Annotated in this window: 2 protein-coding genes; both read left to right on the top strand. The window is 76.1% G+C overall.

Translation table 11 applies throughout. The features are described from left to right. On the top strand, positions 1-2,231 hold a 2,231-nt coding region (locus ACZ3J7_RS40610; RefSeq protein WP_465628425.1), incomplete at its 5' end, for a type I polyketide synthase. A gap of 54 nt (positions 2,232-2,285) precedes the next feature. Next, on the top strand, positions 2,286-7,264 hold a 4,979-nt coding region (locus ACZ3J7_RS40605; RefSeq protein WP_465628423.1), incomplete at its 3' end, for a beta-ketoacyl synthase N-terminal-like domain-containing protein.

The following is a 7,264-nucleotide window of genomic DNA, read 5'->3' as shown; positions in this document are numbered from 1 at the left end:
ACACCCACGACCTCTACAACCGCGTCACCACCCACGGCTACGGCTACGGCCCCGCCTTCCGCGGACTCCAACGCGCCTGGCGCCACGGCGAACAGGTGTTCGCGGAGGCGGAGCTCGCTCCGGACGCGGAGGGGGCGTTCCTGCTGCACCCGGCGCTGCTGGACTCGGTGCTGCACGTGCTGCTGCCGGGGGTGCTGGACCCGGAGGCCGCGGCGGAGACGCTGCTGCCGTTCGCCTGGTCGGGGCTGACCGCGCACGCTCCGACGGGGCGGGTGCTGCGGGCGGTGCTGACGCCGGGCGAGTCGGGGACGTGGACGCTGAGCGCGTCGGACCAGGACGGCAGGCCGGTGGTGAGCGCCGAGACGCTGGCGACCCGGCCGGTGGACGCCGCCGCGCTGCGCAGCGCGGAGGAGTCGCTGTACCGGCAGGAGTGGGTGGCGGTTCCGGTCGGGGAGCCGGTCCGGCCGGCCGACTGGCCGGAGGTGGCGGGGCTGGCGGCGCTGGCCGAGCTGGGTGCCGCCACGCCGGAGACGCTGCTGGTGCCGCTTGCGGTCCGGGACGGCGGCGGGGTGCCCGGGACGGCGCTGGCCACCACGGCGAACGCGCTGGACCTGTTGCAGGCGCTGCTGGCCGAGCCCGCGTTGGCGGCGACCCGGCTGGTGGTGCTGACCCGGGAGGCGGTGTCCGCGGGGTCGACCGTGCCGGAGTTGGCCACGGCGGGGCTCTGGGGTCTGATCCGTTCGGCGCAGACCGAGAACCCGGGGCGGATCGTCCTGCTGGACCAGGACGGCGAGGCTCCGTCGGCCGAGCTGTTGGCGGCGGCCGTCGCGTCCGGTGAGCCGCAACTCGCGGTGCGGGCGGGCAAGTTGTTCGCTCCTCGGCTGGTGCGGGTGACGGGCTCGGCGGAGCCGGCGGGCTGGGACCGGGAGGGCACCGTCCTGATCACCGGCGGCACCGGTCTGCTGGGTGCGCTGGCCGCCCGCCACCTGGTGGCGCAGCACGGGGTCCGGCACCTGGTGCTGACCAGCCGTCGGGGTGCGGACGCGCCGGGTGCGGCGGAGCTGGTCCGGGACTTGGCCGCGCTCGGCGCGGAGGCCACCGTCGCGGCCTGCGACGCGGCCGACCGGGAGCAGCTGGCGGCGCTGCTGGCCGCGATCCCCGCCGACCGCCCGCTGCGGGCGGTGGTGCACACCGCCGGGGTCATCGACGACGGTGTGGTCGGTTCGCTGACCGCGGAGCGCCTCGGCGCGCTGTTCCGGCCGAAGGTGGACGCGGCCTGGCTGCTGCACGAGCTGACCCGGGACCTGGAGCTGACGGCGTTCGTCCTCTACTCCTCGTTCGCGGGTGTGCTCGGCACCGCCGGGCAGGCCGGGTACGCGGCGGCCAACGCCTTCCTGGACGCGCTGGCGCTGCACCGGCGCGCACAGGGCCTGCCGGGAACCTCGTTGGACTGGGGCTTCTGGGCCACGGCCAGCGACATGACCGGTCACCTGGGCGGCACCGACCTGCGCCGGATGGCCCGGGCCGGAGTGCTGCCGCTGGACGAGGAGGAGGGCATGCGGCTGTTCGACGCGGCCCTCGGCAGCGGGGCGGCGGTGGCCGCGCCGGTCCGGATCGACCTGGCGGCGCTGCGCGGCAGCGCGGAGGAGCCGCCGGCGCTGCTGGGCGAGCTGGTGCCGAGGTCGTCCGTGCGGCGGCCGGAGGCGGCGGCCCGGACGTCGGTCCTCCCGGACCTGTCGGGGCTGCCGCGCGAGGAGCGGGAGCAGGTCCTGACCGACCTGGTGCGCGGCGAGTTGGCGGCGGTCCTGGGTCACGCGACCCGGGAGGCGGTCGGTGCGGAGCGTCCGTTCAAGGACCTCGGGCTGGACTCGCTGACCGCGGTCGAGCTGCGCAACCGGCTGAACGCGCTGACCGGCCTGCGGCTGCCCACCACGCTGGTGTTCGACCACCCGAGCCCGAAGGCGGTGGCCGGCTTCCTGGTGGCGGAGCTCCAGGACGACAGCGCGCCCGGCACGGTCGGCGAGGAGCTGGACCGGCTGGAGGCGGCGCTGCTCGCCTCCCCCGTCGCCGACGGCGAGCAGGACGTGCTGGCGGACCGGTTGGAGCGGCTGCTGCTCCGGCTGCGCGCGGCCGGGGCCCCGCAGGCGCCCCGGGAGGCCGGGCGCGACATCGCGACCGCCTCCGTCGACAGCCTGCTGGAAATGATCGACGAGGAGTTCGACCTCACCTGATGACCGCACCACGGTTCCCGGACACCGGCCGCATGCTGACGAGGAAGTGACGACGTGCAGGAAGACCAGCAGGAAAAGATCGTTGACTACCTGAGGAAGGTCACGGCCGACCTTCGCAGGTCCCGTGAGCGGGTGCAGGAGTTGGAACGGCGCGACCACGAGCCGATCGCGATCATCGGCATGGCCTGCCGGTTCCCCGGCGGCGCGGACACGCCGGAGGCGCTGTGGCGGCTGGTGGCCGAGGGCGGCGACGCGGTCGTCCCGTTCCCGACCGACCGCGGCTGGGACCTGGAGCGGCTGCACGGCCCGGACTCGGAGCAGCCCGGTACCGTGCACGCCCGGGCCGGCGGGTTCCTGGCGGGCGTCGCCGAGTTCGACGCCGGGTTCTTCGGGATCTCGCCGCGCGAGGCCCTGGCGATGGACCCGCAGCAGCGCCTGCTGCTGGAGACGTCCTGGCAGGCGCTGGAGCGGGCGGGCCTGGACCCGACCGGGCTGCGCGACAGCCGTACCGGCGTGTTCGTCGGCGCCACCGGCCAGGAGTACGGGCCGCGGGTGCAGGACGCGCCGGAGAGCGTCGAGGGCATCCTGCTGACCGGCAGCACGCTCAGCGTGATGTCCGGCCGGATCGCCTACCAGCTGGGCCTGGTCGGCCCGGCGGTGACCGTGGACACGGCGTGCTCCTCGTCGCTGGTCGCCCTGCACCTGGCGGTGCGTTCGCTGCGCTCCGGCGAGTCGACGACCGCCCTGGTCGGGGGTGTCGCGGTGATGTCGACGCCGGCCGGTTTCATCGAGTTCTCCCGCCAGCGGGGCCTGTCCGCCGACGGCCGCTGCAAGGCGTTCGCGGCGGACGCGGACGGCACCGGCTGGGGCGAGGGCGTCGGCGTGCTGGTGCTGGAGCGGCTGTCGGACGCGCAGCGCCTCGGGCACCGGGTGCTGGCCGTGGTCCGTGGCACCGCCGTCAACCAGGACGGTGCGAGCAACGGCCTGACCGCCCCGAACGGCCCGTCCCAGCAGCGGGTGATCCGCGCCGCGCTGGCCGACGCGGCCCTGTCGGCGACCGAGGTCGACGTGGTGGAGGCGCACGGCACCGGCACGAAGCTGGGCGACCCGATCGAGGCCGAGGCCCTGCTCGCCACGTACGGGCAGGGGCGCGGCGAGGGTGCGCCGCTGTACCTGGGGTCGGTGAAGTCGAACATCGGGCACACCCAGGCCGCCGCCGGTCTGGCCGGCGTGATGAAGATGGTGATGGGCATGCACGCGGGCGTGCTGCCCGCGACGCTGCACGCCGCCGAGCCGAGCCCGCACGTCGACTGGTCGGCGGGCGGGGTCGAGCTGCTCACCGAGGCCCGCCCGTGGGAGGTCGGCGACCGGCCGCGCCGGGCCGGGGTGTCCGCGTTCGGCATCAGCGGCACCAACGCCCACGCGATCATCGAGCAGGCCCCGGCCCCGGCCGTCGAGGACGAGCCGGAGACCGCCCCCGGGCTGCCGGTGGACGTGTTCCCCTGGGTGCTGTCGGCCACCGGCCCGGGCGCCCTGCGCGGCCAGGCCGCCGCCCTCGCCGCCCACGCCGGGGCCGGCTCCGACCCGGCGGCCACCGCCGTCGGCCTGGTCACGGCCCGGGCCGCGCTCTCCGACCGCGCCGTCGCGCTCGGCCGCACGCCCGCCGAACTCGCCGCCGCCCTGGAGGCCCTCGCCGCCGGCCTGCCGCACTCCGGGCTGGTCACCGGCACCGTCCGGGACGGCCGGTACGGCGCGGTGTTCACCGGCCAGGGCTCGCAGCGCGTCGGCATGGGCCGCGAACTCCACGCCGCCTTCCCGGTGTTCGCCGCCGCCCTGGACGAGGTGTGCGCGGCCTTCGACCCGCTGCTCGGCACCTCGCTGCGCACCGCCATGTTCGAGGACCCCGACCACACCCTGGACGGGACGGCGCTCGCCCAGTGCGCCATCTTCGCCTTCGAGGTGGCGCTCTACCGCCTCGTCGAGTCCTTCGGGGTGCGGCCGTCGGCGGTGGCGGGCCACTCGCTCGGCGAGATCTCCGCCGCGCACGTCGCCGGCGTCCTGTCGCTGCCCGACGCCGCCCGGCTGGTCGCCGCCCGCGGCCGCCTGATGGGCGCGCTGCCCGCGGGCGGGGCGATGGCCGCCGTGGAGGCCACCCCCGACGAGGCCGCCGAGGTCCTGGCCCCCTTCGACGCCACCCTCGTCTCGGTGGCCGCCGTCAACGGCCCCACCGCCGTCGTGGTGTCGGGAGCGGAGGGCGCCGTCGAGGAGGTGATGGCGGCGCTGCGCGCACGCGGCCGCCGCGTCAAGCGGCTGACGGTCAGCCACGCCTTCCACTCGCCGCTGATGGAGCCCATGCTGGACGACTTCGCCCGGGCCCTGACCGGCATCACCTTCCACGAACCCGCCATCCCGCTGATCTCCATGGTCACGGGTTTCCCGGCCGGTCCCGAGGTCCGCACCCCCGGCTACTGGGTGGAGCACGTCCGCGAGCCCGTCCTGTTCGCCGACGGCATCCGCACCCTCGCCGGCCTCGACCCGTCCTGCCTGGTGGAGATCGGCCCGGACGCCGTGCTGACCGGCCTGGCCGCCCAGCTCGTCGAGGAGCTGCCGGTCGCCCCGCTGCTGCGCGCCGACCGGGACGAACCGGCCGCGCTGATCGCCGGGCTGGCCGCGCTGTGGACGTCGGGCGCCCCCGTCGACTGGACGCCGCTGCTCCCGACGGGCCTCCCGTTCCCGGCCGACCTGCCGACCTACGCCTTCCAGCGGCGCCGGTACTGGCTCGACGCCCCCGAGGGCCTGCCGGGCGCCCGGGCCGGTGCCGCCGCCCGTCGCGCCCCGGTCGAGCCCGAGCCGGCCGCCGACCCGCTGCTCCCGGCGCGCGCCGTCAGCGGGGCCGACCTGCTCGACCTGGTCACCCGTCAGGTCGCGGACGTCCTCGGCTACGCCGGGAGCGCGGAGGTCGGCGTCGCCAAGTCCTTCGCCGACCTGGGCCTGACCTCGCTGACCGCCGTCGACCTGCGCAACCGGCTCGCCACCGCGACCGGCCTGCGGCTGCCCGGCGGCGTCGTCTTCGACCACCCGTCCCCGCGCGCCCTGGCCGAGCACCTCGCCGCCCGCCTGGCCGGCGACCCGGCCGAGGCCGAGGCCCCGGCCGTCCGGACCGACCCGTCGGCCCCGGACGACGACCCGATCGCGATCGTCGGCATCGCCTGCCGCTACCCCGGCGGCGCCCGCTCCCCCGAGGAGCTGTGGCGCCTCGTCGCCGACCAGGTCGACGCGGTCGGCCCGTTCCCCGCCGACCGCGGCTGGGACCTGGACGCCCTCTACGACCCCGACCCGGACGGCTCCGGCACCAGCTACATCCGCGAGGGCGGGTTCCTGTACGAGGCGGCCGAGTTCGACGCGAACTTCTTCGGGATCTCCCCGCGCCAGGCCCTCGCCATGGACCCGCAGCAGCGCCTGCTGCTGGAGGTCTCCTGGGAGGCGTTCGAGCGGGCGGGCATCGACCCCGACACCCTGCACGGCAGCCGGACCGGCGTCTTCGTCGGCGCGTCCTGGCAGGCGTACGGCCCCGAGCTGCAGCACGCCCCCGAGAAGGTCGAGGGCCACTTGCTGACCGGCAACGCCCCCAGCATCATGTCCGGCCGGCTCGCCTACCACTACGGCCTGCTCGGACCGGCGCTGACCGTCGACACCGCGTGCTCCTCGTCGCTGGTCGCCCTGCACCTGGCGGTGCGCTCACTGCGCTCCGGCGAGTCGACGGCGGCCCTGGTCGGCGGCGTCACCGTGATGTCCACCCCCGGTCCGTTCGTCGAGTTCTCCCGCCAGCGCGGCCTGGCCGCCGACGCCCGCTGCAAGGCCTTCGCGGCCGGTGCGGACGGCACCGGCTTCGCCGAGGGCGTCGGCCTGCTGGTCCTGGAACGCCTCTCGGACGCCCGGCGCCTGGGACACAAGGTGCTCGCGGTCGTGCGCGGCACCGCGATCAACCAGGACGGCGCCAGCAACGGCCTGACCGCCCCCAACGGCCCGTCCCAGCAGCGGGTGATCCGCGCCGCGCTGGCGGATGCCGGGCTCTCCGCGTCGGAGGTGGACGCGGTCGAGGCGCACGGCACCGGGACCAAGCTCGGCGACCCGATCGAGGCCGAGGCGCTGCTCGCCACCTACGGCCAGGGCCGGGGTGAGAGCGCGCCGCTGTACCTGGGCTCGCTGAAGTCGAACATCGGGCACACCCAGCACGCCGCCGGCGTCGCGGGCGTCATCAAGATGGTGATGGCCATGCAGGAGGGCGCGCTGCCCGCGACCCTGCACGTGGACGCGCCCAGCCCGTTCGTGGACTGGGAGGCCGGCGAAGTCGAACTCCTCACCGAGGCCCGCGACTGGACGGCCGTCGACCGGCCGCGCCGGGCCGGCGTCTCCGCGTTCGGGTTCAGCGGCACCAACGCCCACGTGATCATCGAGCAGGCGCCCGCCGTCGAGCCCGCGGACCCGGTCGGGACGCACTCCCACCTCCCGGTGGTGCCGTGGCTGATCTCCGGTCCGAACGAGACCGCCCTGCGCGACCAGGCCCGTCGGCTGGCCGCGTTCGCCGAGGGCACCGAGGCCGTGGCCCCCGCCGCCCACACCCTCGCCGCCGGCCGCGCCGCCCTCCTCACCCGCGCGGTGGTCCTCGGCGCCGACAGCGCCGCGCTCCGCGACGGCCTGCTGACCCTCGCCGAGGGCGGCACGGACCCCGCCGTCATCACCGGCACCCCCACCACCCCCGGCCGCACCGCCTGGGTCTTCCCCGGTCAGGGCGCGCAGTGGATCGGCATGGGACGCGCCCTGCTGGAAGAGTCCCCCTGGTTCGCCGAAGAGATCGAACGCGTCGCCGCCGCACTCACCCCCTTCATCGACTGGTCCCTGCAAGACGTCCTACGCGGCGAAGGCCTTGAGGCCACGCTGGAGCGGGTCGACGTCGTCCAACCCGCCTCCTTCGCCGTCATGGTCGCCCTCGCCGGACTCTGGACCCGCCTCGGCCTGACCCCCGACGCCGT

It is taken from the genome of Kitasatospora sp. NPDC015121 (assembly GCF_055562955.1).
This window is presented reverse-complemented; position numbering and strand designations above follow the sequence as displayed.